This window comes from Sporosarcina aquimarina, assembly GCF_023715615.1.
Lineage (GTDB): Bacteria > Bacillota > Bacilli > Bacillales_A > Planococcaceae > Sporosarcina > Sporosarcina aquimarina_A.
In genome coordinates this window covers 250,833-276,800 of the sequence record NZ_JAMBOM010000001.1, presented here as the reverse complement: position 1 = coordinate 276,800, position 25,968 = coordinate 250,833, and the positions used below count along the sequence as shown (strand labels likewise).

24 protein-coding genes are annotated in these 25,968 nt (G+C 45.1%); 5 read left to right on the top strand and 19 right to left on the bottom strand.

The window, feature by feature from the left end; translation table 11 throughout:
- Positions 1-111: 111 nt before the first annotated feature.
- The 9 genes from panF to M3197_RS01305 form a co-directional block, all read right to left on the bottom strand.
- Positions 112-1,554 (bottom strand): sodium/pantothenate symporter, encoded by a 1,443-nt coding sequence (panF, locus tag M3197_RS01345; RefSeq protein ID WP_251658215.1) that lies wholly within the window; start codon positions 1,552-1,554, stop codon positions 112-114.
- Positions 1,551-1,898 carry a YhdT family protein gene (locus M3197_RS01340; RefSeq protein WP_251658214.1) on the bottom strand — a complete coding sequence of 116 codons (348 nt, stop codon included), beginning with the start codon at positions 1,896-1,898 and terminating at the stop codon, positions 1,551-1,553. The genes panF and M3197_RS01340 overlap by 4 nt, the downstream gene beginning before the upstream one ends.
- Before the next feature lie 109 nt (positions 1,899-2,007).
- Entirely contained in the window at positions 2,008-2,211 is a 204-nt protein-coding gene (locus M3197_RS01335; RefSeq protein WP_251658213.1) for a hypothetical protein, read from the bottom strand.
- Between the two features lie 297 nt (positions 2,212-2,508).
- On the bottom strand, positions 2,509-3,465 hold the full coding sequence (locus tag M3197_RS01330; RefSeq protein WP_251658212.1) for a nuclease-related domain-containing protein: 957 nt from the start codon (positions 3,463-3,465) through the stop codon (positions 2,509-2,511).
- A 665-nt stretch (positions 3,466-4,130) separates the two neighbouring features.
- Complete coding sequence (locus M3197_RS01325; RefSeq protein WP_251658211.1) at positions 4,131-4,730, bottom strand: 3'-5' exonuclease; 600 nt, start codon at positions 4,728-4,730, stop codon at positions 4,131-4,133.
- Between the two features lie 89 nt (positions 4,731-4,819).
- A complete protein-coding gene (locus tag M3197_RS01320) occupies positions 4,820-5,584 on the bottom strand; it encodes an ABC transporter permease subunit (protein WP_251658210.1) in 765 nt (254 codons plus the stop codon).
- Complete coding sequence (locus M3197_RS01315) at positions 5,581-6,477, bottom strand: ABC transporter ATP-binding protein (RefSeq protein WP_251658209.1); 897 nt, start codon at positions 6,475-6,477, stop codon at positions 5,581-5,583. Before M3197_RS01315 ends, M3197_RS01320 begins: the two co-directional genes overlap by 4 nt.
- Positions 6,467-6,688 carry a PLDc N-terminal domain-containing protein gene (locus M3197_RS01310; protein ID WP_251658208.1) on the bottom strand — a complete coding sequence of 74 codons (222 nt, stop codon included), beginning with the start codon at positions 6,686-6,688 and terminating at the stop codon, positions 6,467-6,469. Before M3197_RS01310 ends, M3197_RS01315 begins: the two co-directional genes overlap by 11 nt.
- Entirely contained in the window at positions 6,688-7,785 is a 1,098-nt protein-coding gene (locus M3197_RS01305; protein WP_251658207.1) for a helix-turn-helix domain-containing protein, read from the bottom strand. Before M3197_RS01305 ends, M3197_RS01310 begins: the two co-directional genes overlap by 1 nt.
- A gap of 126 nt (positions 7,786-7,911) precedes the next feature.
- On the opposite strand from M3197_RS01305, the gene M3197_RS01300 reads away from it, so the two are divergent.
- A complete protein-coding gene (locus M3197_RS01300) occupies positions 7,912-8,505 on the top strand; it encodes a hypothetical protein (RefSeq protein ID WP_251658206.1) in 594 nt (197 codons plus the stop codon).
- A gap of 37 nt (positions 8,506-8,542) precedes the next feature.
- On the opposite strand, the gene M3197_RS01295 is transcribed toward M3197_RS01300, so the two are convergent.
- From M3197_RS01295 to M3197_RS01265, 7 genes are all read right to left on the bottom strand, one after another.
- On the bottom strand, positions 8,543-13,507 hold the full coding sequence (locus tag M3197_RS01295) for a S8 family serine peptidase (protein ID WP_251658205.1): 4,965 nt from the start codon (positions 13,505-13,507) through the stop codon (positions 8,543-8,545).
- A gap of 157 nt (positions 13,508-13,664) precedes the next feature.
- Positions 13,665-14,414: a hypothetical protein gene (locus tag M3197_RS01290; RefSeq protein ID WP_251658204.1), complete on the bottom strand. Its 750-nt coding sequence runs from the start codon at positions 14,412-14,414 to the stop codon at positions 13,665-13,667.
- Positions 14,415-14,466: 52 nt separating this feature from the next.
- Positions 14,467-15,087 carry a 3'-5' exonuclease gene (locus M3197_RS01285; RefSeq protein ID WP_251658203.1) on the bottom strand — a complete coding sequence of 207 codons (621 nt, stop codon included), beginning with the start codon at positions 15,085-15,087 and terminating at the stop codon, positions 14,467-14,469.
- 229 nt (positions 15,088-15,316) lie between these two features.
- Positions 15,317-16,600, bottom strand: coding sequence for an efflux RND transporter periplasmic adaptor subunit (locus M3197_RS01280; protein ID WP_251658202.1), 1,284 nt, complete (start codon positions 16,598-16,600; stop codon positions 15,317-15,319).
- Complete coding sequence (locus M3197_RS01275) at positions 16,600-17,289, bottom strand: hypothetical protein (RefSeq protein WP_251658201.1); 690 nt, start codon at positions 17,287-17,289, stop codon at positions 16,600-16,602. Before M3197_RS01275 ends, M3197_RS01280 begins: the two co-directional genes overlap by 1 nt.
- A gap of 476 nt (positions 17,290-17,765) precedes the next feature.
- Entirely contained in the window at positions 17,766-18,230 is a 465-nt protein-coding gene (locus M3197_RS01270) for a hypothetical protein (RefSeq protein ID WP_039041520.1), read from the bottom strand.
- Between the two features lie 141 nt (positions 18,231-18,371).
- Positions 18,372-18,710 carry a hypothetical protein gene (locus M3197_RS01265; protein WP_251658200.1) on the bottom strand — a complete coding sequence of 113 codons (339 nt, stop codon included), beginning with the start codon at positions 18,708-18,710 and terminating at the stop codon, positions 18,372-18,374.
- Between the two features lie 192 nt (positions 18,711-18,902).
- Here M3197_RS01265 and M3197_RS01260 point away from each other — a divergent pair, with 192 nt between their 5' ends.
- The 3 genes from M3197_RS01260 (at position 18,903) to M3197_RS01250 (ending at position 23,812) form a co-directional block, all read left to right on the top strand.
- Positions 18,903-19,397 (top strand): helix-turn-helix domain-containing protein, encoded by a 495-nt coding sequence (locus tag M3197_RS01260; protein ID WP_251658199.1) that lies wholly within the window; start codon positions 18,903-18,905, stop codon positions 19,395-19,397.
- Positions 19,398-19,493: 96 nt separating this feature from the next.
- Positions 19,494-21,074, top strand: coding sequence for a hypothetical protein (locus M3197_RS01255; protein WP_251658198.1), 1,581 nt, complete (start codon positions 19,494-19,496; stop codon positions 21,072-21,074).
- Positions 21,071-23,812 (top strand): DEAD/DEAH box helicase, encoded by a 2,742-nt coding sequence (locus M3197_RS01250; RefSeq protein WP_251658197.1) that lies wholly within the window; start codon positions 21,071-21,073, stop codon positions 23,810-23,812. The genes M3197_RS01255 and M3197_RS01250 overlap by 4 nt, the downstream gene beginning before the upstream one ends.
- 61 nt (positions 23,813-23,873) lie before the next feature.
- Here M3197_RS01250 and M3197_RS01245 read toward each other — a convergent pair whose 3' ends face one another.
- Together M3197_RS01245 and M3197_RS01240 are read right to left on the bottom strand one after the other, a co-directional pair.
- Positions 23,874-24,035 (bottom strand): hypothetical protein, encoded by a 162-nt coding sequence (locus tag M3197_RS01245; protein WP_251658196.1) that lies wholly within the window; start codon positions 24,033-24,035, stop codon positions 23,874-23,876.
- A 352-nt stretch (positions 24,036-24,387) separates the two neighbouring features.
- Positions 24,388-24,837 (bottom strand): single-stranded DNA-binding protein, encoded by a 450-nt coding sequence (locus M3197_RS01240; RefSeq protein ID WP_251658195.1) that lies wholly within the window; start codon positions 24,835-24,837, stop codon positions 24,388-24,390.
- Between the two features lie 259 nt (positions 24,838-25,096).
- Between M3197_RS01240 and M3197_RS01235 the strand changes: the two genes are divergently transcribed.
- Positions 25,097-25,522, top strand: coding sequence for a YwpF-like family protein (locus M3197_RS01235; RefSeq protein WP_251658194.1), 426 nt, complete (start codon positions 25,097-25,099; stop codon positions 25,520-25,522).
- Positions 25,523-25,571: 49 nt separating this feature from the next.
- Here the strand turns inward: M3197_RS01235 and M3197_RS01230 are convergent, their stop codons facing one another.
- Positions 25,572-25,967, bottom strand: coding sequence for a hypothetical protein (locus M3197_RS01230; RefSeq protein WP_251658193.1), 396 nt, complete (start codon positions 25,965-25,967; stop codon positions 25,572-25,574).
- Between the last annotated feature and the right edge of the window lies 1 nt (position 25,968).

Sequence of the window (25,968 nt, the reverse complement as noted above, 5' to 3'; positions counted from 1 at the left end):
AGTCGCCGGCCTGCACTTCGTTCGACAGGATGTGATGGGACAGATTTTAACATTGTAGATAGGTAGAATAGAGAAAATCCCTCGGGACTGTGGTGGCTCCGAGGGATTTGTTTAGAAACGGAAGGGTTCGCGTTTTACGGCTAGGCTTCCGAGTAGGTATGCGATTAAGGATAGGACTACTGGAATGGTGACTGTGTGGACTCCTAATAGATTGCCGTACTCCTGGTTGTAGAAGTGGATAGCGATGTAACTACCGATTCCGGTAATCATGGATAGAAGCGCGCCATATTTGTTGCCGTGTTTCCAGTAGAGTCCTAGGACGATTGGCCAGATGAAGGCGGCTTCTAGTCCTCCGAATGCAAATAAGTTCAGGAAAATCAGGAGATCTGGTGGCTGTAGGGCGAGTAGGAATACGACGATTCCGAGTACGCCTGTGATGCCGAAACTAAGCATTTTAACCTTTTTTTCAGGTGCGTCTGGTTTGATGAAGTTTAGGTAGACGTCTTTGACAATCGCTGAGCTGACAAGTATCAGAAGCGAGTCGACCGTGGACATGATAGCCGCCATCGGTGCTGCGAGGACGATGCCGGCTAGCCATGATGGTAAAACTTCAAGCGCGATGAGTGGGATGACTTTATCTCCCACTTCGATTCCTGGCAGGACGGGACGCGCGAAGATACCGATTAAGTGCATGTTAAGCATAATGAATCCCGTGACGATTGTGCCGATTGCGAGTGCTCGGTGCATGGCCCGGGAACTTTTGTAGCTCATAGTCCTGACGACCATTTGCGGAAGACCGACTACGCCGACTCCTACGAGGATCCAGAAACTTGAGACATAGGCGGCGGTTAGGCTCCCGTCTGCACCAAATGGCGTGACAAGACGTGGGTTTTCATTCAACAAATCTTGCATGATGGCTGGGATTCCGCCACCCGCGATGATGACACCGATGAGTAAAATGAGTGTCCCGACAACCATGATAGCGCCTTGGACGGCATCGGTAAGCGCGACCGCGCGGAATCCCCCGATTGTGACGTAGACGAGGACGCTGATCGCGAAGATGAAGAGCGCGGTCGTATAATTGAGTCCCGTGAGCGATTCAATGAGACGTCCGCCCCCTACCCATTGTGCTGTCATCGCAGAAAATAGGAAGACGATGATGGCGATAGCTGAGAGAATTGCCACAGCCGGACTGTTGTATCTCGCTTTTAGAAAATCTATCATCGTGACGGCGTCGTAGCGACGGCTCAGAATAGCGAACTTTTTACCGAGCACGAGAAGGACGAAATATCCGGTGACGACTTGAGTCATCGCAAGGAGCGCCCAACCGAAGCCGACGGTGTATGCGGTTCCGGGGCCGCCCAGAAAGCTGGATGCGCTTCCGTATGTTGCGACCATGGTCATCGCGAGGACGAAGCCTCCGAGTTCACGACCTCCGAGGAAGTAGTCTTGCAGGAAGCTGCCGCCACTGCCCATTTGTTTAGAGGCAATGAACCCGATGGCGAATATTGCGATCAGAAATATGATGAGCGGGATGAGTACGCCTATGTTCATGATTTCGGTCCTTTCTGTGCGGGTTTATCCGAAAAATTAGGTGGATTTGGATGATACGTCGGGTCGTCGTCGAGCGGCATGTCGGTGAGGACAAATTTTGCGAGAACGACTGTGATGATGCTCATAAGGATGAAGCCCACGACGCAGCTCCAGAAGAACCAGTCGGGCAATCCGAGGATATATGTATATTCTTCAACGGGTCTTCCCCCTAGTCCATAGGCGAAGCCGAACCACCAGATGAAGTTGAAGATGGCGAGCGCGAGGCCAATCCATGCTTCTTTATGCGCGGTTTTGAAGCGCGGGTCTTGTTTGGGTTGTGGTGAGTTAGGCGTGTCCCTTCTCATGGCGGTGCCTCCTTTTCAGGCGTGCTGGGTTTTTGTTGAGTATATCCTATTTTGTGGATGGGGGGTAGGGGGAATTTGGTGTGTTTGAGCGGATTTGCATGGGGCTTGATCACTTTTTGGGGTGCTTGAGCGGATTTGTGCGGGGCTTGATCACTTTTGAGGTTTGCTTGAGCGGATTTGCCTGGGGCTTGATCACTTTCAGGTTTGCTTGAGCGGATTTAGAACTTGCTTGATCACCTTTTCCAGATTCTATGAAATTTCTGCTTGAAATTGCGACGCGCAGCGGCGCACACAAATCAATCTTGGTTTTCAAGAATGGTAGAGATTAATTGGTCGCGAGTTTGGGCGGTCAGGGACATGGTAGTTGTGCCGCGGGCATGGATATGCGGAGTGCTTGAGCGGATTCATCTCTTGCTTGATCACATTTCTTGTTGCTTGAGCGGATTACCATGGGGCTTGATCACTTTTAAGATTGCTTGATCGGGTTGAGGGGATACTTGATCACTTTTGATGACTGTTTGAGCGGATTCACCGTATGCTTGAGCAGTTTAATAAATCTAATATGAAAAACCAATTTAAAAACGCTTCGTCTAAGCGAAGCGGTCCTTACTTAGTTATTCGCAGGGACGTATACACTCCCCGCCCGTTTCCCTCTCCTATGCAACCGACTTCGGGCTAATAGCCTTTTAGCGGTGTGGCGATCAGGAATACCCGTAAATTCGCAAAATGCACGATTTGTGATGTCTCCTGAGACGATCAGGAACCACTCCCCTAATGCCTTTTCGTGTTCAGACGCACTGACATTTCCACAACTCGGGCAATTCCATCGAAGTTTATCCCACTGCATCACTTCATTTCCCGTACATCTAGGACAAAACACTCCTGGAATCATATCTTGTTTGGAGATTCTGTAGCGCGTGCTTAATAGTGGAGGATTGTATTGTCTATTGCTTTGCACAAGGGCTGTCGCAATCTTTTCTATCATTCTTTTATCCAACACGCGTTCTTGAATCTCTAGGGATCTAAAATAAATGGGTGCCTCGTAGCAAGTAAACACCGGCATCAGCGGTTGTTCCTCTATTAGCAATTCGTTATTGTGAGCGAACACAACAATGCCTCGGACAGGGATATGAATATTCCGCTTAGCGAGCCATCTTTCCAAAAACTGTTGTTTTCGCTTCACTTCTACAATTGGACTTCGAAATACCGTAGATTCTCCTTCCACAGATACTTGTAGAAATTGTGTCGGGTTAGCTTTGATTAGAATTTTTCCTGCCCTGTTTTTGATTTCTGTGATGATGATCGACTCGGGGGTGATGAATAGCGAATCAATTTGAAAATGGATACCTTCTTGTTGTAAGGAGAGATCATGGAGGATGGCGTGCGGGTAGTCAGTTCGGACTTCTTTCATATAGCGGTCGTATTCCATCTCACCCCCATAACCCGCACGTGTTTTGTAGAGTTCCTTTTGAATGTAGTCATACTGCGGGTGAGTTGGTGATAATCGTTTTTCCAACGCGAGCAACCCTTGGAGTAGTTTTGGCATTGTTCGTTTTTTGTATAACAAGGATTCACCTCCATTTTTCTATAGTCTATCTGGTCCCTTTCAGAAAAGATATAGATTGTCGCAAAGCTGAATTATTGGGTTTTTGACACAATTCGAGTTTGGGGTGATTACTTTTGTGGTGCTTGAGCGGATTTATATTGAGCTTGATCACATTTAGTGATGACTTGAGCAGGTTCACCTTGTGCTTGATCACTTTTTGGGTTGCTTGAGCGGATTCACCTCATGCTTGATCACTTTCAGCCTTGCTTGAGCGGATTCATCTCTTGCTTGATCACTTTCAGCCTTGCTTGAGCGGATTTGGCATTGGCTTGATCACCTTTTCCAGTTTCCATGGGATTTCTGCTTGAAATTGCGACGCGCAGCGGCGCACACAAATCAATCTTGGTTTTGGTTTTCAGGAATGGGAAAGCTTAATTGGTCGCGAGTTTAAGTTGTCGGTATATTAGTTCAAATTCCGCGGCAATGAGGTTGAACTATACTTGAGCGGATTCTCGTAGTGTTTGATCATATTTGGAGGTTGTTTGAGCGGATTTCCCCTTGGCTTGAGCGCATTCACCTTGTGCTTGATCACTTTTCGTAATACTTGAGCGGATCTAGTGCTTGCTTGATCACCTTGGCCTTGTTCCAGTGGAATGCATGCAAAAAACCCTGCCGCTGCAGGGTTTTCACTTGGTGCAATATTGATAGATGGCGGCGGTTGCTAGACAATCGCCGAGTGCGTTATGGGCGTCATGTTCAATTTGCAGGTATTGTGTGAGTGTTGTGAGTTTGTGATTGGGTGTGTCTTTAATTTTTTGACGTGCAATTTTCACCGTGTCGATGACGGTGTACTCTGGGATGGACACGCCATTTACACCTTCGAGCGCATACAGGAAGCCCATGTCAAACGAGGCGTTGTGCGCGATGATCGGCAAGTCCCCGATGAATTCGATCAGCTCGCCTAATTTTTCATCAATTGTCGGTGCTTCTTCTACCATTTCGTTGGTGATTCCTGTAAGGCGGGTAATCGTCGGTGAAATGTAGCGCTGTGGATTGATGAGGACATCCATTTGTTCATCTTTCCAGTGGTCGAAATAGCGAATTGCGCCGATTTGAATGATTTGATCAGCGCCCGCTCGTAATCCCGTCGTCTCAAAGTCGAGAACCACGTAATCGTTCACCGGTTTCGTGCTTTTTTTATATTTTTGTGCAGTCGTTTTGCGCGAACGATTTGGTTGCTCGGCCTTTTCCTGTAACAACCGAATCGCTTTTTCATGGATATCCATGTAGTTGCTCCCCCTCTACGAACCTAGTATGGCTAGTATACCCCGGAACTACCGCACAAAACAGACACCATGTTTAAAACACCTGCGGGTTACAGACGTTTTTTGTGGAAATGAAGAAGGGTTCCTAATAGAAAGACAATTCCTGTTCCCATTGTAACAAGGAATGGAATCAGCAATTTCTTAGGTGCCACTTCCCCTATCAACATTTGTGGAGGTGCAGTCAGCAGTTGAAGTGGATTCCAAGTCTCAGTATTCGGGAAGATTCCGATGATGAACAAGGCGATAACCACCCCGACTGTCACCAACAGACCGCCATATGCGGATGCGAAATAGGTGTTCCCCCATAGCGTTACGATGAAAATTAGGATTCCGAAAACATAGACGCAACTTGCAGCTAAAAATACATGCTCTAAGATGCTTTGGTCCCAGTAAAAGGCGGTGTAGCAGTAAGTGATGATAAAAGTCAGCAGGAATGCAAGTGTCCAATAGACAATCCCCATGACAAATTTTGTAGTAATTACGGTGCTTCGACGTAAGCCTTTTGTGAGCAATATGATAAGTGTGCCTTTTTCGAGCTCCTTCGACATCATGGTACTAAACAATAAGATGAAAATAAGTAGACCCATTTGTGAAAAGTTGCTATAAAATTGTAACCATGAATCCAGTGCTGTCGGCTCCGGTAGATTCAGTACTGTACCTTCTGGCATGAACTTCTCCATAACGACGGGAGTAATTTTGGCTGTGAATGGGTTTAAAATGCCGATCAATGAAAAAATGAGGAAGGTGAGAAGTAGTTTGTATGATTTCACACTTTCCGTCCATTCCTTCTTAAGAAAACCGAGCCATTGACTCATTTAAGCACCTCCATTACGACTTGTTCGAGCAGTTTTTTGTGAGCATTCACGGATTGTATTATGAGACCTCGTTCAGTCAGATCACGCATGAATTGGAGTCGTTCGTCGTCATTTGATAATTGGACAACGAGGGATTCTCCCTCTATAGACATGCTGTAAGCGAGATTATTTAATATCGATAATGCCTGTTCTACCGGTATGGTGAACGTGAAAACGAATTGATGGTCTACTTGCTGTTGCAGAGCTGAAAGTTCATCTTGAAAAATGATGGTTCCTTCATGAAGCATAGCGACGCGGTCACAAATTTGCTCAGCATCCGACAAAATATGCGTTGAAAAGAAAACCGTTGTTTCGGATTTGGCAGCTTGTAATATGGATAAAATCTGTGCGCGCCCTACTGGATCGAGCGCTGATGTTGGTTCATCACAAATGAGTAACTTCGGTCGGTTAAGGAGTGCTTGTGCGATACCGAGTCTTTGCTTCATACCTCTTGAATAAGTCCGGATTGGTGATTTAGTTTGGCTGAGTCCTACGAGATCGAGTAGTTCTTCAATGCGTGACTTCCGTTCTGATTTCGGCATAACCGTGATGACAGCGCATAATTGCAAGTATTCGCGGGCAGTGTAGAACGGATAAAATTCCGGAACGTCCGGTAAGTAACCAATATGAGCGTTCGATTTTGTTTCGCCAAATGTGACCGGTTGTCCGGCGATTGTAATCGTGCCCGATGTGACGGGTAGCAATCCTAGCATGCATTTCATAAGTGTTGTTTTGCCGGCACCATTCGCTCCAACGAAACCGAAAACGGTGTTTTCCGGGATAGTCAGATTGACTTTTTTCAGGACTTCTTTTGTCCCAAAGCGCTTTGTAACGTTATTTATGTTAACGACCATCTTCGTCTCCCCTTCCCGCTATAAAATAAATGATTGGTCCAATAAATTGAATGAATAGTACTATGAGTAGCCATATAACTTGGTTCCCGAACCGATAATGAGGATGGCGAATTACGTGAATCGCAGAAAATATGGCGAGTCCGAATTGTATCAGAATGATTGGGATTAAGAATGGCAGGTATTCAAAGAAAAAATCCAGATTTGTGTTCATCATATCCCCTCCAATCCCCAGCGTAATTTTTCTTTCAGTGCACGCATCTCTTCGTCTTTTTGGTAAGGCTCAAAAAATTGGGCGTTCATGACTTCAATAGCAGATTGTTTGATGAGATCGTCGTTGCGAAGTGCATTTTTTCCTAAATCCAATTGCTCCAACCAACCTTCCAATAAATTAAAGTAGGCATCTCCTCGGAGAGTAATCGGCCATAGATCACGGATGCACACCTCTACATAATTCTCTAAGTATTGATAGAGTAACTCTCGATTTTGTGTGTTCGCGGCCACTTGTGCAACGCTTACGTAATATTGCAGGCACATATTGGGGTGCAGGTGCTTCAGTTCGTAAAGCTCGATTAATCCATCGATACGGCGTACGGTTTCATCAAAAGCAGATGTGTCTGATGCCGTCAGTCTTATATAAATCGGACTACTAGCAACGAGTTGGAGAATGCTTTGGTACATCAGCACTTGGATAACACGGGTTGCTTCCTCGTTATTACCGAGTTGTTCGTGGGCGGTGGCGAGAAGCACTTCGTCACCAATGCTCGGTTGGATGACTCCATCTAGGAGCTCGAGTGTTTTTTGTGGATTTGCTTGCATGATTGCAACGTTTGCTTGCAAGGAGTTCACTTGTCTCAGCACCCAAACATCGTAACTAACCTGACGAATTCGCTCGAGCCATTGGGTGATTTGGTTCAAGATAATCGTACTGTCTTCTGCAAGGTGATAATGATTTAGCATAAGTACACTCATTTGTAGGAGTAGCGATGGATGGTGATAGTGCGTTTTCACTTGATTTTCGACTTCTTGAAACACTATTGGAAACGGTTCTTTCCCAAACCTTTGCGAGAAGTCATTATACAGTTCTTGGACTTTTTGCTTGGATACCTCTTGTTCGTAGCTGAGCAGTTCATCGACCGTAATTTCAAAGTAAGCCGCAAGTTTTGGAAGCAACGTGATGTCGGGATAACTTTGTCCTTTTTCCCACTTCGAGACGGATGCTTTTGTAACTTGGCAATGCGTCGCGAGTTTTTCTTGCGTAATGTTCAAACGCTGACGTTCACGAAGTATAATGGAGCCGATTCGGAGCATTCTTTCTCCCCCTTTTATGTTCTCTCTTCAGTATATGTTAATCGTCAGGAGATTCAATATACTCTTAGTTGACATTCGAAGTAGTGAGTCAACTGTTGGGTTACTTTGTGTGGTGGGAAAGGCCGGTTGCTCGGGGAAACGAGCGCGTTCGTCGCTGATACGAGCGGGTTGATCGAGGAAACGGGCGGGTTCGCTGCTGATACGAGCGGGTTGCTTGGGGTAACGAGCGCGTTCTTCGCTGATACGAGCGGGTTAATCGACGAAACGAGCGCGTTCGGTGCTGATACGAGCGGGTTGCCGCGGGGAACGGGCGCGTTCGGTGCTGATACGAGCGGGTTGATCGACGAAACGGGCGCGTTCGGTGCTGATACGAGCGGGTTGCTCGACGAAACGAGCGCGTTCGGTGCTGATACGAGCGGGTTGATCGACAAAACGGGCGCGTTCTTCGCTGATACGAGCGGGTTGATCGACGAAACGAGCGCGTTCATCGCTGATACGAGCGGGTTGATCGACGAAACGGGCGCGTTCTTCGCTGATACGAGCGGGTTGATCGACGAAACGGGCGCGTTCGGTGCTGATACGAGCGGGTTGCTCGACGAAACGGGCGCGTTCGGTGCTGATACGAGCGGGTTGCTCGACGAAACGAGCGCGTTCGGTGCTGGAACGAGCGGGTTGCTCGAGGAAATGGGCGGGTACACAATCGACCGCTACTTGTGCTAGACCATGCAAAAAGGCTGCCCGCGGGCAGCCTTTTCTATTACTTCTGTACAATCACGTAGCTTCCTGCAGCCTCAATGTCAAATTGCGCTTCGTTCTTTTTCACTTTGACTTTTGATGATTGGTTTGTACTCAAGTTGAGGGCTTCTGCTTTCTTCAACTTTTTCGCTGTTGCTTTATCTAATTGGATAGCAACTGCGATTTCTTCATCGAATTTAGTGACAGCAGATTTCTGAGCTGCTGTACCTTTCGAAAACTCGATTGTGTACACATCAGTGACGGCGTTTTTCACTCCAGAAGATGAAGATGCGCCTACTGTAATGACTGCATCACCTGTACGGCTGAGCAATTCTTCCACTGCATCGTCTTCAAATGTGTACACCGCGTTGCCTGCTTTTAAGACAAGGTCTTTTTCGGACTTCTCAATTTGCTTTAACACCGCTTTCGAGAATTCCACGTCCATCGTGCCTTCAGCGGCAGGTACATCAATGATGATTTGCTTCGCTTTTTTGTCTCCGATGAATGAAGCAATCATCTCTTCAGTCACCACAACTGATTTCGGTGCAGCGGCTTCCACGTGAACTTTAACTGTCGTTGTGAAATCACCTAGAGTCACGCTGATTTCTGCGTCCCCTGCTCCGACTGCCGTGATTTTACCTTGGAATACTTTTGCAACGTCAGCATTATTGGACTGGTAGGCTGCATTTGTTGTCACGTCTTTAGTTGTCGACGTGCCATCTGCTTTCGTCGTTGTTTCCACGAGTTGAACAGAAGCTGTCTCCCCCGATTTCAAGGAGACACTGTCTTTATCTAACGAATAGGTAATGATTGGAGCGGGCTCACCTTTAACTGTCAAATAGACGAGAAGGCTTTCACCGTTCGGCAAGACGACCTTTACTTGCGTTTTGCCTGGTGTGAGCGCGCTGATTAACCCTTTTTTAACAGTTGCAATTTTGTTGTTCACGACGCTGTAAGTACTTGCGCCTGTTACGTCTTTTTCAGTAATTTTGCCATCAGGAGTAACTGTTTTCTCAGTTACTTTGATTTGCGTTTGCTGATTTACTTGCATCTTCACGTCAGTTCTATCCACTGAATACGTGACGATGTTTTGTGGCGGTGTGACGACTTCCAAATATACGAAGATCGTGTCTTCTCCTGGAATCATGACGCGGACTTGCGTTTTGCCTGCTTTGTGCGCATTTACGAGTCCTTTTGAAACGGTTGCGATTTTGTTGTTCACAACGTTGAAGCTTGTCGATGGTGTGAAGTCTTGTTCTACAACTGTTCCATCTGGTTTTACTGTCGTCTTCTTAACAGTAAGCTGCTCTTGTTGACCTACACCTAATTTAAGGGTGTTCTTATCCACCGAGTAAGTCACAACGTCTTGCGGAAGATCTTTCACTTCAAGATAAACGAAGCGAGTATCTTGTCCAGGGATCATGACGCGAACTTGTGTTTTGCCAGCTTTGTGCGCAGTTACAAGTCCTTTGTGAACTGTAGCGATTGAATTATCGACCACATTGAAGTTTACTGTTGGCGTTACGTCTGTTTTCACAACCGTGCCGTCAGCTTTCACTTTAGTTTCAGTGATTGTCAGCTGTTCTTGCTGGCCAACTCCAAGTGATAGGTTTTTCTTGTTAACTGCATAGCTAACTTCTTCTTTCACAGGGTCAACAGTTACTGTTACTGGAACCGTTTGTGTGAAGTCATTGTATGTGACAGTGATGTCCGCTTTACCAGCAGCAACTGCAGTCACTTTTCCGTTTGAAACTGTTGCAACTGCTGCGTTACTTGAAGCGAATGTTGCTTCTGCAGTTACGTCGCGATCCGTTGACGTGCCGTCTGGCTTCGTTGTTGTTTCTGTGACGAGAAGTTGAGCTGTGTCACCCACTTTCAAGTCAAGTGCAGATTGATCGATAGAAACAGAAACTGTGTCCACTGGCTCTTCAACCGCTGTGTAGATGACTTCTTCTGCTTTGTTACCAGCAGCGTCAGCATATTTCACAGTGACATTGTTTTTGGTTTTATCAAACGTTGGAAGGTTGACTGAGAATGAACCATCCTGTTCTAGTTTAACTGCACCCGAGTCAACAACCGTTTCCCCGGCGGTTACTTCGTATGTTGCTGCAAGTTTTGTGTTGATGTCGTAGCCCATTCCGTATTTCACGAGCTCTTTTTGGTAATCGACGTACTTGTCAATGATTTTACCAGTTGCTTTTCCGTCTGCAACTGCACCTTCAATTGTGCCTGCTGTAGATTTCACAACAACCGGTCCTACGTAATCAGAGATCACTGGCGGATTGCCTGACACGGTTTCAGCGGTGAAATCAATCGTATACAAGCCATCCGGAATTTGTGCTTTCCCAGTGCCATCCCACGGTGTGTATTGTCCCGCAATTGGAAGCTGATAAGATCCTGATCCAAGTGAAGTACTCGCGTGCAAGTAGCCGATGTAGCCATCTGCGTATTCGCCACCCGTTGGATCCATGATGTTCCAAAGCTCGATGTAATTTGTGGCAACGTCACCTGTAATCGTGAAGTACATCATTGCGTTGTCATTCACGCCATCTCCGTTGAACGATAGATCTGTTTTCGTGATTTCCATATCTTGAATTGCGACTGCAGATGCGCCACCAAAGTCCGCAGCGAATGGCAATGAAAGATCCTTGCCATTTCCTTCGATATGAATGTATCCGAGGATTTCATCCCCAGCTTTTGTCTCCGCTTTAGAAGCAGTCAGGGTTACGTTCAATACCTGTTCGCCATTTAGTGTGAACTCGGATTTGTCGACTGTGACTTTTGCGTCGCCGAATCCTTTTGTTACGTCAACGGAAACTGAGTAGTCGCCGCCAGCTGATTTCAAATCTTTCACTTTGATTTGCTTAGATACTGATAGATTTTTATCCAACTTTTGAGGACCAAATGTAACGGTTCCTTTTAAGTTCTCAACTACCGTTCCGTCGTTGTTTGCTGTGTCAATCGCATAAGCAAGTACATCTGCGTGTGCAGCTTTGTAAGCATCGACGCGTCCTGCTCCTTGTGCGAAGACGTCATACTTCTTCGTATCTAGTAGTTTTGCTGTGTTAGATAGAGCTACTTTTACGTCAAATGCGTTCCATGTCGGATTCGCTTGCTTCACGAGTGCTGCGATTCCTGCGATGTGTGGAGTTGCCATAGACGTACCTGTTTTACGTGAGTAGGCTTCGCTGTAATCTGCATCTGGGTAATCGTTTCCGTACATTGGAATTGTTGACATGATGTTTGTTCCAGGTGCCGAGACATCCGGCTTAATGTCGAAGTTCGGTGTGGATGGACCACGTGAACTTGAGTCATTGACTTCATCACCTGTTGTTTTAACGTTTGTGAATTGATCAAACGAAATTGTACCTGGTGCTTTTGCGAGTGCTGCGCGGAGTGCGTCTCCGTCAGTTACAGACATGTCAAATGTCGGGATGAATTCGAAGGCATCCCCTAGGAATACGTCTGATTTGTTCGGTGCATTGGTACCTCCTGCAAAGTTGTGGACGATAATAGCTGCTGCACCGTTTTCCTTAGCCGCTGCGACTTTATCGACAAACGCGATTTCTCCACGAGCAACGAGTGCCACTTTGCCCGTTACGTCAAGTTCGGCGTAGTCTTTTTCAGCTCCAACGCCAGGGACTGCAACGAGATCGTAGTTACCTGTCAAATCGGATTCTACGTTTTTACCGAACGTCGTTGCCATCAGGTCATTCACTTTGTTATATGTGAAGTCACCTGCTGTTACATTTACGCTTGCTTGGTAATGTACTTCCGGATTTGTTGTATTTCCTACCGCAATTCCGAGTCGTGATGTTGCAGGTGTGCCCATTGTGCCTCTGTTCGGACCTGAGTTGCCCGTTGCGATGACAGAAATTGTGCCTGCAAGCATTGCGTTATTGATGGCGAAGGATGCACCATCTGTTTCAGAGTTTGCACCACCACCGAGTGATAGGTTGATCACGTCGATTTTCTCGATGACTGCAGTGTCAATTGCTTTGATGATGCCTGAAGTTGCACCACTACCGTAAGCGCCAAGGACGCGGTATGAGTAAAGGTCGACTTTCGGCGCAATTCCTTTAATGCCGAATTCGTTGTTACCTTGTGCCGCAATTGTGCCTGCCACGTGTGTTCCGTGTGTCGTATAGAAAGTGCTACCACGTTCGTTTACTTCTGGTTTGTTAGCCGGACGATCGAGTGGAGATGTTTCAGAACCATCGTCATCTGCGCGTGGACGTGCATAGTCACCGCCTACGTGAGGAACGAAGTTTTTACCACCTTTATAAACGGCTTTCAAATCAGGATGTGATGCATCAATTCCAGTATCGAGGACTGCGACTTTGACACCTTGTCCCTCAATTCCTTCCTCCCATAGCTTGTTAATACCTAGGAATGGAATGCTTGTGTCCATCTTTGCATCTACTTTCGGGTCTACTTTTTGAAGACCTTCTTGTGCATAGACTGTTGCATCGGGTTCGACGTATTTCACGCCATTTACTGTTAGAAGTTTCTTGAGGTCGTTCGCTTGAACTGTTCCGGAGAGACCGTTGAGGACTGTATCGTATGAGTAAGCTTGGTCGAATTTGACGTTTTTAACTGTCATTTCTTTACGAGCTGCGTTTTGTTGAGTTTTGATTTTTTCTTTTTTGTTAGCGATTTCAGTTTGTGTCATCTTCTTTCCATTCAGCTTCTTGATCCCTTGTTCAAGACCAATCGCTTTTTCGGATAAATGAATGATGACGGGAACTTTTTGACTGCCAGTGAGATCCTGCAGATCCTTATGGAGTCGGGCATCCCCTTCCAGCAAGCTTGTCTGTTGTGCAATCGCAGCTTTTTGCTGGAGTACACTCTCATCTTGCGGATTCGGCTTGAACGGCTGTTTCAACAGCGCTGCGTTCGCAGTACCGGAGAACGGCAGAACAAGCGATAGAACCAAGATGAGTGTTAGAAATGTACTTAGAAATTTCGTGAATTTCTTATTGGCCAATTCCTCTTCCCCCTTTATTTTTTGTTGTCAGACTTAACTAAATTAAGTGACAGAATGACAATATCATAGTTTGGAAGATTTTAGAATGGCTTGATTACAAGGTTTCGAGTATTTAACACTATTTTCAGAAAAATCGTTCAATAGGCATCTGTTTGGTTCATGTGGAGTAGTCCGTTGGAAGGGTTGAGTACTTTGGAATCCGTGATGAATGGAGGGTGAAGTGGGTGTAGGAGGTTTGACGGAGGTTCATTGGGGCTGGATTGAGCGGGTAACTCGCGGGTACGAGCGGGTGGCTCGCAGGAACGAGCGGGTTACTCGCGGGTACGAGCGGGTAACTCGCAGGAACGAGCGGGTAACTCGCAGGAACGAGCGGGTAACTCGCGGGAACGAGCGGGTAACTCGCAGGAACGAGCGGGTAACTCGTGGGTACGAGCGGATAACTCGCGGGAACGAGCGGGTAACTCGTGGAAACGAGCGGGTAACTCGCAGGAACGAGCGGGTAACTCACAGGAACGAGCGGGTAACTCGCAGGAACGAGCGGGTTACTCGCGGGTACGAGCGGGTGGCGCGCAGGAACGATCGGGTTCCTCGTGGGTACGAGCGGGTTACTCGCAGGAACGAGCGGGTTACTCGCAGAAACGAGCGGGTGGCTCGTGGGAACGAGCGGGTTACTCGTGGAAACGAGCGGGTAACTCGCGAAAACGAGCGGGTTACTCGCGGGTACGAGCGGGTAACTCGTAGGAACGAGCGGGTAACTCGCAGGAACGAGCGGGTTACTCGTGGGAACGAGCGGGTTCCATGTGGAAACCAGCGGGTTCCTCGTGGGAACGAGCGGGTAACTCACAGGAACGAGCAGCAGGCTTACTGAACCAATCAGAGCCCATTCCCTAAAAGAATCATTCCACAAAAAAGACACTTCTCAAAAATGCGAAGTGCCAAAACTTTTAACCGCCACTCACTTATTCACTTACTTCACAGCAAAACTCATAGATAGTTGCCGTAGCACGACAATCCGTCAAGCCGCTCATTGAGTGTTCCTTCTCAAATAGTAAAAACGCTAATTTCCTCATCTTTTCTTCATCATTCAACTGACCAGCCACTTTTCGCGCTAGTTTACTTGTATCCACCACCGTATATTTTGGTAAAACGACAGACGAAAAGTCCTGAAGTGACTCTAAAAAGCCCATTTCAAACGAACTGTCGTGAATGACAATAGGGAGCTCTCCGATATATGAGACCAGTGGCTGAATCACCTCTTCCATAAGTGGTGCATTTTGAATTTCGACATTTGACAGGCCGGTTCGCTGTGTTACTTCAATGGGGATATGTCGTTGAGGATTCACGAGTGATTCAAATCGATCTTGTTCCACATGATTTATATATCGAATCGCTAGTACATTAATTATTTTATCCGCACCTGCCCGCATACCCGTCGTTTCAAAATCTAAAACTATATAATCCTCGTGGCAATCTTCAGTAGTAATATAATTACTATTTTTCGATTGCTTTCTAACACGATTGTTTTTTTGCAGCGGTTGCTGATTTAACAGTGTCTGAACTATCTTTCTCTGAGATTCCATTAGTTGCACGTCCCTTGCTATAACTATGAATATCCTTTTCCCGAATTCCCGAATAATATGCATGAATTTAAGTTGTTTTCAAAAAAGACTTATTTCTTATACTCACTCCGTATAAACTACCTAGCTTTTAGCATCACTTATCATCAAATTTTTCAAACAAAAAACTGTCCAGCTCATCAGTTTTCACTGAGAATCCAGACAGTCTTTCCTATACTATCGCTCTATCAACTTAAGGTTGTTTTAACAATAATACTTTAAAGTAATTTTTCCAACCGAATGCTTTCCATTCTGTTTTTGTTGGCATGTCCAAAGGCATTGGGAGGAAAACACGCGGTGCACTTTCCTGGTCACGGATGGATTGATCGTAAACAACTATATCCCCCGCTGCCAGACCTTCTGTGACCACTGTGCGATTGAGATACTTAAATGGTGTTGTAACATCTGTTGCTGCTGCATATCCATTTTCGTCAAGTCGCCAAACGAAAGATACGTTTTTGCCTGCATCTGCCAGCCATTTGGTCCTGACTGCTGCGGCGTTTTGAGCAACATTTGTTGTAATGACAGTATTCACATGAGTACCAAAAGGAGCTGGAACTTCTTCTTCATTCGCTTTCAAACGAACTTTGTAATACGCTAATGGATTGGTTACTTTCTTATCCGCAAGCGCTTTGTAGGCATCTAAGAATTCGTTAGAAGTTGCAGGTACCTGATCAATCGATTCGATCGTACCGTCCAAAGTTCCTTCAGTCCCCTTCGCGTCCAGGACAACTGGATTTCCGTTCGCAATCTTGCTCCACTCTTCGTCTTCTGCATACGTTTCAACCACTTGCTCATTGCTATAAATGACAATTTTCGGCTGATCGCTCTCGCTAGTAATACGAGCAATGACGCCATCTGTGGGACTTACTAGTGCAGGACTTGATGAGTTTTGTTCCAACTGGGATTCGACAACTTTCAGACGACGTTCGGTGTCTGCTAAATCACGCTCTGCTTCCGCAATTGCTTGTGCATATGAACCAGTCTGGTTCACATCGACTTTTACATCTACATTCAGCTCTACTTTTGTGTCGTCATCTGTCCTTGTACGATCTGATTTCGATGAATTGGAGCTATTTGTTTTGTCTCCAGATTCAAGATCGGAAATTGTCGAACGAATTGTGCTTTGCTGAGTCTGTAGTGCTTCTTTTTCAGACTCCCAAACTGCGCGTTGACCGTCGGCTTGTTCTGTCTGTAAAGTAGCGAGTTCTTCACCTGCTTTAACCGCATCGCCCTCACGTACGAGCCAACTATCGATTGAATTGCTGTCGTTCGTATAGACAGTAAAAGTTTCTGCCGGAGCGACTAAACCATCTTTAGGCAGTACTTCTTTGTACTCTTTAACCGCCAACCGTTCGTAATTGCTCACATATACTGATTTGGGTATAACACTTTTCTCCGAATACATTAAGTAGAGATTGAGCGCGACAAAGACACTAACAACAATCGCGATTGCAACATTTGTAATTTTGTTCATTATGAAGCGCCTCCTTGCATGACATAATTGAAGAGGCGTTCAAATGGAATGTACCCGATCGCCGCTGTTAGTAGAGCGAACAAAATTTGTAGGCCAATCAAGACCGCGAGTAAACTTTTCCAATTCATTGTTTTTGTATATGAACGAATGAAACTAAATTGTAAGCTTACGATGAGTGCAGAGATGATTGTTAATTGATTGAGGAACATGACTAAAAACCATGTGTCCAAAAACGTTGCTGATAACGGACCGAATGATAGAAATGATACGTTTGCAGCTTCCCCTTTTACAACAAATACAAGGAAAACTAGGGCTTTTTCAATGAGGAGAATACCAGTTACCAGTAATTGCAATGGTACAATACGGCGTACAGGAATCGATGTCAAAAGGCCGAGGATATAGGATATAAAAAACAAGTGAAAAGCTATGTAGATAACAGCCCATAATATAGAACCGACCACTGAGACAATCCGCGCAATCGCATAATCGCCATCTGTCGCAACAGTGAGCATCGGACTAAGTGATTCTGTTGTCATCCCCCATATGTCACGTAATGCATAGAGTACGATGCCCGACAGAAAAAGGAAGACAATTCGTCGATTGAATCCGCGCATTGCCGAATTTTGGTGATTTATCGCGAGCTGTGATGGATTCGTTACATAGCGCCAGAACGAAAAGTTGAAAAACATGGGATAATTCCTTTCTTGTCAAAGATGGGAAACGAATTTCGATAATAACTTCCTATCCTCTACTTTAGCAAAATCTACAAGATTTGCAAAGAATTCATGTGAAATTCATACAATCTTAGACAAATTAATAGACTACAAATAAAAAAGAAGTTTCCAAGTGACTTAAATGTGGGTAATGAATGAATAACTAATTAACAAGTTACCTATACTACATGATATCTCAAAAAGATTTTCTCGGAAATTCCTTGTTATTTCCCGGGAAATCGACAAAAGGAGCTGAGTACGATGGAAAATAATACACAAACTCAAAAGATGACGTACATGTCTTGGCAAGATATTGCTTTTGGACTTCTAGGTTCAGGACTATTTATCGTGCTATTAGTCATTTTCACATGAAGGCAGGTTGCATGAGAATTTTTAAGCTACTTTAAAAAACACCTATCATTTCAACATTGATAGGTGTTTTTTACGTGGCGTTATTCAGTTTGTACATTTGGTGTGCGCAATCCTTCCGTCAGTTCAGTGAACAGTAGTTTATTATTGTTTTCCAGGGCGTAGTCAATCATTCGCAATCGATTCTCCAGTTCCAATTCCCCAATCAGTTGCTCAATCTCACGTGCTTGCGGTTCGGATAATTCCGGGGCTAAGTGGAAGATGCCTTCTAACACACTTGATAAATGATGGTGCAAGTCAGAAATCAGCAACAATTGATACAGCGGTAATCGGATGAACCGGCTGCCTCGCTGAAATACGAATACTTCACCTAAGTTTTCGACTTGTAAGCTTTTCATGTTGATGACGATTTCTTTTCCTTCAATCGGGACAAATTGAAAGACCTCTTGACCTTTCAGAATTGAAAAGTACTGGTACGCAAACACTAATCGCAGACGGAAATCTTCTTTACTCGTATAAAATGGAGTCATTCGTTTAACTGATAGCATCTGGATCCCCTCCGAATTTGAATATTCCGATTATTTATAGTTTATCACATCCCGTCTCTTTTTGTGAATGACAAATGCCTGCTGTAATGAACTATATGTAACTGGAGCAGAAGCTATTTCACTAACTCATCTCTCTCCCCTTCAATTTGGTGGAAACATATAAAAAGACATGCTATGTGAAGTAAACTCCTCAATTCCCAATTCTCGTAACGCATCTAACACAGCCTCTGCCATTTTCTTATTCGAGCGGTCCACCTGGTTAAATGTAATAAGATTTTTTGCGTAGTCCATAGTAATTGAGTCAAAAAAAGATTCTCCTACAGTCGCTGAAATGATATACAACGTCTGACGTTCTCTCACATGTATAATTCCATCCGAACTTGCAGGTTGCAACTTCGTCTTGAGCGAGCTAACTCGATTGGTTACCATTTTTTTTAAACCTGGTATGTAGACTACCATTTGATGAGTTATAATTTTCAACTCCTTCCTCTATCAAAGAGTATACTTTCCATATCATCCTGTAATTATGTAAAACCACTTATAATTTTACAGATACGGTTTTGTTTTTATCTAAATCCAACGAAATGTTAAAAAATTCTTCACGTTTTGTTGGATTCTCCTAAATTCTAGTCCTTCTATTTTACGGTGAAACAAAAAGTGGAGGGAATGGTCATGGAACGCAAGGATAGAAACTTTGGGAAGCAATTTAAAGAGTACCGCGAAGAATATTTGGAAATTAAACAATTGGAAGCTGCTGAGCGTCTATCCATCTCATCTTCCGCTCTATCCAACTACGAACGAACTGATCGGGATTTAACTCCCGATATGCTCGCTGAAATGAAGCGTACCTTTGACATACCAGATGATTACTTCATAGCGATGCTGATGGGAGAGCCTTTGAGAGATGTCCGGTCACCTGTTTCTAAATCAGCTGGGAAAACAAGTGAGATTTGTGAGCATTATCGCGATCAATTCATCGAACATTATCGTCAGTTGTTAGAAGAGAGCAATGAACTTCGTGAAATGATTGCAATTGCAGCATCACTCACCGCAAAACAGCGTCGCATCTATTTTAATTCCATGAAATCCAATCTTGCAGTGGTTAAAAGTTTAGTCGCAAAAAGTGAGCAATCTGCTACTCCCCTTCAGCCGTCTACAAAGGAATGATGAAGGGTTTTTTCTTTTCCTGCATGTGATGATTTACGAAGGTCCCTGAACTGATGTATAATAGAAAGAATGCTTTGTCTAGGGAGTGGTTTTATTTTGCGCGTCGCTGCAGAACGTATTTCGTATTTGCATGAACGAGAAATCGAAAAGATGATGAATGATGTCCACTATACATTACGCCCGGATAATCCGGATCAGTCGGAGCTCATCCGAAACGCTATTACTGCTGTTCGAAGGGGTGCTATTTCGTCGTATCGTTATTCCCAAGAAGACGGAGAAGTGCTCGCGCAACTCAATGATCGAGCTTCGGAATTTGTAAGGTTTTCATTTGACGACCAAACGTTGAGTTGCACATGTGGTCGTAAAGAACGTTGTGTCCACCAACTTACGGTCGTATTTGACTTATACTCACAATTCCATTCATTGACAGAGTGGTTTCAAGAATGGAGAACCTCTGAAAAAGAGCAACTTGCCTTGAAAGTGACCGATCGCACACCAGAAGCGTGGGATGCTGTCTTGACACGAGTGACCGCGCCTCTTCGTAAACTTACCTTATCGACCAATTCTTCTGTGTTCACCTATGAATGTGCAGAAATTGAAAATCGCGTTAAACCACTCATGCCGTTTGAATATGAGTGGAAGCCACTGTTTGAATTATTCTATCGTCTTCACCTAGTCGATGCGGCTTTCGAGTACGCCTCCTCAATACTTTCATCGAGTCATTCCCAACATTCCTATGGGACTTGGCAAATCACTACGTGGCTGAACGACCAAATTTCTGATATTGAGAAATTAGCGGGGACTTTCAGTAATAAACCGAAGTTATTTGAGACGGACCCGTTCATGAAACGTTTGAAGGAGATCGTCCACTCTATTTGTATCCATCAAATAGGCTTATTTCCTTATCGTTTCCGCATTTATGAAGCCATTTGGGGACAGCTTTTTGTTGATCGGAACGAAAGAGAAACAGAGAAACAGCAGCTGTCTCAAGACGCTTCTGCTGATGCTCGTCTATTTGCAATGTATTTCGCGATTATCGAAGGACGCGGGGACGTGCTGGAAAGCGCTCTTGCTGAAGAAGAACAGCCTGATTTCGGAAGTTGGATGATGCTCGCGAAGTTTGCTCTGTCTGAGGCGCTTGCACCTACTGCCGCTTCAATTGCACGCGGACTTTATCCCTCGATTGAAGGGTATTTCAGTCAAAAGAAAAGTCGGAGTGAACAGCTTGCTGCTGCTCATGAAATCGATATGCTTCTTGCGAACGGTGATTTTTCTGATGAAGAACGAGAAGCCGTGTTTGCAATGTACGGTAAAATCGGGATACCCCGTTATTCTGCTTTTCTAATTGAACGTCGACGATATCAAGAATGGGCAGCACTCTTGCATCGGTATAACGTACCTTACGACAGTGTCGAGCAAGCGGATTTAAAAACCGTGTTGGCTGAGCAACCGAACGCTGCGCTTCCTTTGTTACACGATTATGCTCAGCAATTCATCGCAGAAAAGAACCGTCTGAGCTACCGTCGGGCTGTTAAACTATATAAGCGCATGCGAACTGCTTGTAAAAAGAGTGGTCATACAGAATTTTGGAACCGCTATATTCGAACAGTGCGGGATAAATATCGCCGGTTGCGTGCGTTAGTTGAAGAAATGGAGAGGGGGAATCTTGAATTATGAGATCAGCACATCGACTTGCACGTGAGTTACAACTGACCATCCAGCCCACAGATCGTGGCAATTTTGCGATTTCAGCTGCAGATGACTATGGAACCTCCATACCTGCTGATCGCCTTGTCTCCTTTTTCTTCTTCGCCGATGATACGTCATTGTTTGGATTGACTGTCCCTATCGAGGATAACACTGTTATCTTGCATCCCCATGAGTGGGTCCAAGCATTGAGTGGAAACCGCCACCCTTTTGTTGAGTTTACGGGCGCAACCGAACAGGACGTCGCTATGTTAGAGGCAGCTGAAGAAGCAGCTGCACTTTGGCATTCTAAGGAATTGTGGTCCTATACGGAGCCAGACGCGGAGCAAGTTATTCACTTCGCCGGTGACGCAGCAGGTATATCGGAATCCGCCGCTCTCTTAACGAAACAAGCGCTTTCTAGTAAATTCCAAACACTCGGTGTTCGTGCGGAGATGGTACCTGCTTTGTTGCCTCATTTAAAAGCTTACGGCTGGCCAGGTGAAACAAAATCCGACATTCCCGTACGACCTGCACTCCGATTGACTGAGCCCGATTCGGAACGGACTGAAGATTGGTTACTGGAAACAGTTATATTAAATGAACGCGGAACACAATGGTTACCAGCAAAATCAAAATTGAATACTTCTATTGAAAGTGCTCTGCCTGCAAAGTGGAAGCCATATGCTGCTGCCATTACGGAACAACAATCCGAAATGATTTCATTCCTGCAATCCCTCTCTCCTGAGATTGAAGATACGTTTCTCCATATGCCGATGAGTGATCCCGAAGTTCGGATGTTCATCCAGCAGGACTTGCCATTGTTCCAATCATTCGGACTCGCCGTACTCCTTCCTTCGTGGCTGAAAAGCGTAACCGAGACGAAGATGAAAATACGTACAGATGCAGGTGTTCAGTCATACAAATCTGCTGCCGGATTAGATGAAGTCCTTTCGTTTAACTGGAGTTTTTCACTTGCTGGCAAAGAAATCGACCGGGATACGTTTCAGAAAATGGTGGATGAAAACCGTGAATTCATCCGTACTGGAGACGAATGGTTTCATATCGATCCAACTTGGTTGAAGCGGATTAAAGAATTGATGGAACAAGCGGATAATGGTGAGTGGACTGTGAAAGATTTACTTTTCCAAGAGCTCCCTGAAGAAATTGTGCCGAGCGAAGACGATGAGCTTGAAGAAGATCCGCTACTTGCGTTCACGATGCAAAAGTCCCTGCGACAATATGTAGATCAGGTGATGGATAAAAAGGGGTTACCTCACGTTCAAATTCCTGAACAGTTGCAAACTGAACTGCGCCCATATCAGCAGGAAGGGTTCAACTGGCTCATGTTCATGCGAGAGCAGCATTTCGGTGCGTGCCTTGCCGATGATATGGGACTGGGTAAAACGGTTCAGCTTATCAGTTATTTGCTTAAGGTGCATTCCCAACCGGACATGACACCGTCACTCATCATTTGTCCGACCAGTGTGCTTGGTAATTGGCAAAAAGAATTGGAACGTTTTGCGCCTTCACTAAAATCCGCTATGCATTATGGACCTGGTCGCTTGAAGGAAGATCAGTTCAGCGCATTTCTAGCTCAGGAAAAACCTGATGTCGTGTTGACGACTTATGGTACAGCAACTCAAGATAGTGAATTTCTCATTGAATTTCCTTTTGCTAGTATTACGCTGGATGAAGCGCAAAATATTAAAAACATGCAAACGAAGCAATCTCGAGCGATTCGGAAACTTCGAGGTGGTCATCATATCGCGTTGACGGGGACACCGATTGAGAACCGACTTGCGGAGTTATGGGCAATTTTCGACTTCATCCATCGAGGATATTTCGGCAGTTTCCGGAAATTCACGGATGACTACATTATTCCTATTGAGCGGGATGATGACGAACGGACAAAAAGTCGTCTGCGTTCTAAAATCCACCCATTCTTGTTACGAAGAACGAAAAGTGATCCAGACTTACAGCTCAATTTACCGAAGAAGCTAGAGCAAAATGAGTATGTACCGCTTACAAGTGAACAAGCTGCAGTTTACGAGAGCTTTATTGAAGAAACGAAGTTCAAGTTACAGACACTTTCAGGATTTGAGCGGAAAGGGCTCATATTGAAAATGTTGAGTAGATTGAAGCAATTGTGCAATCATCCAGCTCTGTTCTTGAAAGAACCTTTCACGCAAGCTGATGAAATGTTGTCGAGATCTGACAAACTGGAGCGAATTGTGAAACTGGCTGCTGAAATAGCGAGCAATGGCGAGCAATGCTTGATCTTTACACAATATATCGGAATGGGGCAACTCATCCGCCAATGTTTGTCTGAGCTATATGGATACGAAGTTCCTTTCCTGACAGGTAGTATGCCGAAGGGTCAGCGTGATCACCTGGTGGAAGCGTTCCAAAAAGGGGAATTCCCGATTTTCATCCTATCCTTGAAAGCGGGTGGCACAGGGCTGAACTTGACAGCGGCGAATCATGTTTTGCATGCGGATCGTTGGTGGAACCCTGCTGTAGAAAACCAAGCGACCGACCGTGCGTATCGCATAGGTCAGGAGAAGTTCGTGCATGTCCATAAATTCGTGACAATTGGGACGATAGAAGAAAAAATTGATAAAATGCTTGAAGAGAAAGCCGCGTTGTCTGCGGATCTAATCCAGTCCAGCCAGTGGTTAACAGAGCTATCTGATCGAGAACTGGACGACTTACTATCATTTGGCTAACCAATACTGTTATTCCGCAAATCACATATGTGGTTTGCGTTTTTTTAAGGACAAGACACGGTTAGACGTGACTGATTCGCTTAATCTGCACTACCCTGTGTAACTCTCTTTCTTTCTGTTCATGCTCCACTATGTCTAACCGTTCGTTTAAATTAGCTACCAATCGGATCAGCTGTCCAATTTGCAATTCCATACGCAGAATTATTTTTTGTTGAGATTCCATATAATCCTCTCCCTTTAAGCAATTTCGCAGCCGGATCACCAAGAAGCGGTCTCTTCTGATCCGACGGCAAAATAGCTGTTAATTAGTGGTTGAAACCACCACTCCTCGAATGTACTGCTGAGTTGTTAGTCGTGCCTGATCACTTTTCACAACCCGTGCTCAACTTACTTATTAGGGTTTGAAGGAATCCCCACTCCTTTAAACCCTCTACTATCAATTATTCTTCCCTCGTCATTTGTACGAGCCGCTCTCCACGGGCACTGCGCGCACAGTTTTCTAGTCTTTCTACTTGCCTGCTGCGTATTATCATTCCTCCTATTCTGTTTTACTTCCAATGTTTCTGGATAATGCATTAGAAGATTGGTAATGTCTCTTTTTCGTTGTTTTGCGACGGTAATTCAAAATGATCGGCCACGGAATTGCTTTGTGAATTTGCCAAAGTTACTTGAGACTGGCTTCTTTCCGCACGTCCCTCCGAAGACGGTTTCTTCGTCACCAGGAATCGGACATCATCGCCCACTACTTCTGTGACAAATGCGCGGGTTCTGTCTTCACGCTCATACGAACGAGTTTGAATTCGACCACTGACACCTACCAGAGATCCTTTACCACAATGTTTTACGGTGTTTTCTGCGGTACGTCCCCAAATGCTACAGAGAATAAAATCTGCATCGATGTCGCCTTTCTGGTTTTTAAAACTACGATTGACAGCAAGAGTAAAGCTGGCTTGCATCCGCCCATCTCCTATCTTTCGTATATCTGGATCTTTCGTCAGTCTACCGACAAGTGCCACATGATTCACCTAGTTCCCTCCTCTCTTTGAATTGCTTTCATCATACGGACAAGCTCCCGATTAAACAAATGTACATATTCCATATTTGGTAGGTTTTCCAATACCGAAGTTGAAGTTTGAAATGAGATAATTTGTTTCATCCGTATGAAAATGCTTAGGCGACCGTGCTTTTGAATTGTGTTCATTTGTTGATAATTCGGCTTTGCCCATATTTCTAAGAGATTGAACTGTCTGTGGTATACTTGGAAAAAAGGGGGATTTGGACGGGATGAAAACGTTTAAAATGATTTCCTTCGGTTTGCTGACTGGGGATGAAGCAGAGTATTTGCCCATGCTAGATGGCATCATTATTAACCAAGAGAACAGCCACCGTATGTGGATATTGGAAATGTTTTTGGATATGGAGTATAAAGAACGCTTTGAAAAATTAAAAGAAGAAGAAGCCCATATTGAAGCAAAAGTAGTCATTTCTTATCCTGAAAATGAGCCAGCTGCCTTCGTTCTTGCAGTCGACACCGTTCATGAGATTGGAGATCGGGTTTCAGTCTTATTGAAAGGTCGATTGAAGCGTCAGCGTTCAGAATATGCGGAACAGTTGTTAAGTGAGTTATTGGATCTTGGTTTTGAAGGCCAAGCATTGTTAGAACGATTCGAAAGCGACATGCGTGCAAGACCTCGTTTAAAAAAGAAGTAACGACATGCAAAAAACCACGGAAATGGTCAATCCGTGGTTTTTGTTTGCATTATTTCTCGTCTGACATACCTTTATCATCCTTCTTTGGAGATCCACCGTTACTACCAGTTCCTGCGCTATTCCCGCCGCCTGGTGTGCTGTTTTCCCCCATCGTACCGCCTTCTCCACTGCCAGTGCCTTCTAACGTATCGTCTTCAATGCCATCGCCATTTATGACGCCGTCATTCATCCCATCGTCTTCCAGCCCATCGAGATTTGGACCTGTGGTACCGTCAGGCGCATTACCTTCCATATCCGGGGTCCAGTCACGTGCCCGCTCGTCCATATCGTCGTTCAAGTCTTCCATCGGTGTCTCGTTCTCGTCTGGGATATCGTTGTTGTTGGTACCACACCCAGCTAGTACGAAACCTGCAACAAGTGCTGCCGGCAATACTTTCTTCAACATG